Here is a 3,268-nt window from a genome sequence, read left to right on the forward strand (position 1 = left end):
CATTGTCGCCGCGTCCAGGAGCCGATACCGGACGCAGGCGAATTGAATCGATGATGGCGTCCCACAGTTCCAGTGCGGCTTTATCGGATTTGAAAGTCGGAGCCGGTGGGTTGCCATGTTCATCGGAGCTTCGTTCCTCTACGCTCAATTCCGCCTTGAGGTGAGGTTCGCTGATCGACTCGTCCTTGCCCTGGGCCTCCCAGAGGAAGGTATAGGCGCGCTGCCCCTTTGCGCTGCCTGCCAGCAGATACTCTTCGCCTGGAACTGCACCGTCACGCTCTCTTTTGCGCAGGGTCTCGATGCCCGCAACCAGCTTGGCCGCACCCATCAGAAAGCCTCCCACTCGATCCAGTAACCGATTTTGTTCGGCTCCGGTGCTGGATCTGAATGACAAAAAGGCTCCGGGGTGTTCCGGGAAGGTCACGCCAATCCCGAAGCGCTCACTTTGAAAACTGTCACCCGCGATATAGGCCCGGTCTATACAAAACCCCGGTTCGCTGGGAATCTCATTGGCTTCACGAGAGCGTAGGTTGCGGGCTAAATCATTAACTATTTCTAACCCTCTCTTCTCTCTGTCATATGTAACCTTCCCCGAATAGTAATAAGCAGAGTCTTTCAGTGGAGTCACCAGATATGAATCGACTCGATACGACAAGGTGCTGGCGGTTGAGCCCCATGACCACAGACTAGTTGAACCGTTTGCATGTTCAGTCCGCCTTAAAAACATGCTCCCTTGAGTTTTCCTGTGGTGTTCACTTTTAAGCTTCTGCTCATGCTGATCGATTCTGGCTGCCAGGGCCGCAGGAGTATCGTCAAGCGCTTTGATGTTGTCGCCCCACAGGTAATACCCGGCATTGATCTCTGCCTGTGGCGGCAGATCAATCAGAAAGCGTCCGTAGCAGTGAGTGATCCATCCGCTTTTATCCATGGTGGCGCTCCGAGAAGATGAGAACGAAGTACAGCTGGTCACACTGGTCAAAGCGACTAGGCCAAGAATGCTAAACAAGCGACGAGTGCGCGTCATAAGCCCCCCTTGTCGCCAGGGTGCCAGTCAGCCAATTGAGTGATCTTGATCACGCCATAAAGCGCAGCCCATTGGGCGCGCTGGTCGTTGTAACTGTCCTGGTGTTCGTAGCCTTGCTCGGTGTTGTACTGCCCCCAACCCTTGCCGCCCTGACGGAAGCTGGCCTTGATCCCGGCCTTCTTGTGGGCCTGCCCGGAGTCGGTGGGTACCGTGCCATCGCCACCACTACCGGACCTGTCCTCCTCGCTGACCGTCCAGCTTTCAAGCCTCGGCACGATGGTGGGCAGGCCACGGCGAAACCAGCTGCTGTAACTGCCGGTCTCGTCATCCTTGAGCGTGGAGCCGGGTGCTTCCAGGGGGGCAGGATCGCCTTGCCAGATCATGTCGCGCCAACTGTGGCGGTCGTCATCAGCCGCATAGTGAGCATAGGTTTCAGGGTGATAGCCCGACGCAGCCAATTCACGATGAAACTCGGCAACAGCTTCAATTCTCTCTTCGAACAATACTCGAGGGCTTTTGCCCGCCTTCGAACTGTCCGACATATCCAAGTACTGGGTGTTCTGCTCCGGCACCAACCCATACCAGGCGGTACTCTTGTAGATTTCCTCGTAGGGGTCCTGATCCTGCGGATAGGCGCGAGGCTTCCCGTCGATATCCTTGATGATTTGCCCCTGTGCATCGCAGACGAACAACCAGGGACGGCCTTCCCGATACTCGTTGCTAGGCGCCAGTTCCAGCGCACCTGGGGCGTTGGCCACGACTGCGGTCACTTCTCCGGCGTTGGCCCCAAGAATCACGCTGGCCATACCTTCATAACCACAGCGCAGGTGATGGTAGATGACCGAGGAGCCAATTGAGGGTTGCACGCCGTGGACCACCCCAAGAACCCGCTCGTAACCGTGCAGTTGCGTCAAGCAACGGGCCACCAGTCCGCCCATCGAATGGGTGACCAGAATGACCTTCATCTTGTCCGCCTGCTCAGGGCTGACACCGCCGTGTTCGCGGTAGTGGGCGAGTACGGTGTTGTCGATATAGTCACGCACATCCAGGGCGGACTGCCGATTGGACTGAAGCCAGTTGTACCCCGCGCACCAGACGTCGAATTGATACTTGCCCGCCTGCGTCAGTTCATGTTCGCTGAGGGCCGTCGCCTGCCCCAGTTCCTCGCCATAGTCGGCCGGTGTATGCAGGCTTTCAGCATTCCACCATGGCTGGATTTGTCGCTGGCTGACGATACGGTCCAAGCGATTCTCCATCAGCGCCATGAATGGGTTGTAGGAACTACGCATGGCCTTACCCCAGCCACGCGTGCGCGCCGCCTCTTCGCTCAGTCCGGATGAACCCGTATCAATCGAGCCACGATCATCGACCTCGACTTCTTCAGCGTTTAGCAGCTTCTGCCGGTCCTTGGGTCCGCGGCCCCACCAGACGAACAAGGCTACAAGAGTGGCGAAGATATCAGTGGGCCGAAAACTGATATTCGGTGGACTCCAGACCTTGTTCTTGTCTTCCTTATTGCGCAGGTTGGTGCCCATGGTGCCTGGAATGAAGATCACTGGAATCGGTGCTGCCTGCCTCGCCAGCAGCACCTTTTCACGTTGGTCTTCAGTGCGGGTCAGTCGGGTCTTGTAGACAGGGCGTCCCAGATGGTCGCGAGACCGAGGAACAATGACGTCTTGGGTGGTATCGAGCGGCTCGTTGTTCATGTAGTGGACTCCATGTCGTCGTCGGGACGACTTCCCTTGGCCAAAATACGCATCTGCACTTGATCCATGGCCAGATCCTGCTGTTTGGGCAGGCGGCCTTGCCCGTCAGTGGTGAGTTTCGTGACCCCTCCATCGCCACGCAGCAGCTCTACCGTGGTATTTGCCAGGGGCTCAAGAGTGACTTCATCACGCAGGACATAGGCGTCATTGAACGGGGTCGAAGCCCAGCTATTGAAGGTGGTGGAAGCGTAAGCCGGCCCGACCAAATGATGGTCAGCCGCCTTGACGATAAAGCTGCCCGGCATGCCCAGCTCAATATTGCCGCCCTTGAGCGTCAGGTAAGCCCCACCGCACATCAGGGTGATGTGTTCCTTGGCTGAGATCAGCACATGCTGGTTGCTCGCACTGACGTCCACGCTCTGGTCAGCCTCCAGGCGGATAGTGTTCTGTTGCGCCTGCAACAGCATCAATCCCTGGTGGGTGATGTGGCGCATCTCGCCGCTCTGGGCAAACAGCCCCAGGTCGGTGCCGGCATTGA

General features: G+C 57.5%; 3 protein-coding genes. All 3 read right to left on the bottom strand.

Features of this window, described 5'->3' with window-relative positions:
• A partial coding sequence (locus tag GV819_RS32450) for a T6SS immunity protein Tli4 family protein (RefSeq protein ID WP_161760102.1) occupies window positions 1–1,024 on the bottom strand: 1,024 nt, incomplete at its 3' end.
• Window positions 1,021–2,730 carry an esterase/lipase family protein gene (locus tag GV819_RS32455; protein WP_161760103.1) on the bottom strand — a complete coding sequence of 570 codons (1,710 nt, stop codon included), beginning with the start codon at window positions 2,728–2,730 and terminating at the stop codon, window positions 1,021–1,023. The genes GV819_RS32450 and GV819_RS32455, both read right to left, overlap by 4 nt.
• Window positions 2,727–3,268, bottom strand: a 542-nt coding sequence (locus GV819_RS32460; RefSeq protein WP_161760104.1) for a DUF2345 domain-containing protein, incomplete at its 5' end; no start/stop codon positions are given. The genes GV819_RS32460 and GV819_RS32455, both read right to left, overlap by 4 nt.

This window comes from Pseudomonas sp. Fl5BN2 (assembly GCF_009908205.1).
Lineage (GTDB): Bacteria > Pseudomonadota > Gammaproteobacteria > Pseudomonadales > Pseudomonadaceae > Aquipseudomonas.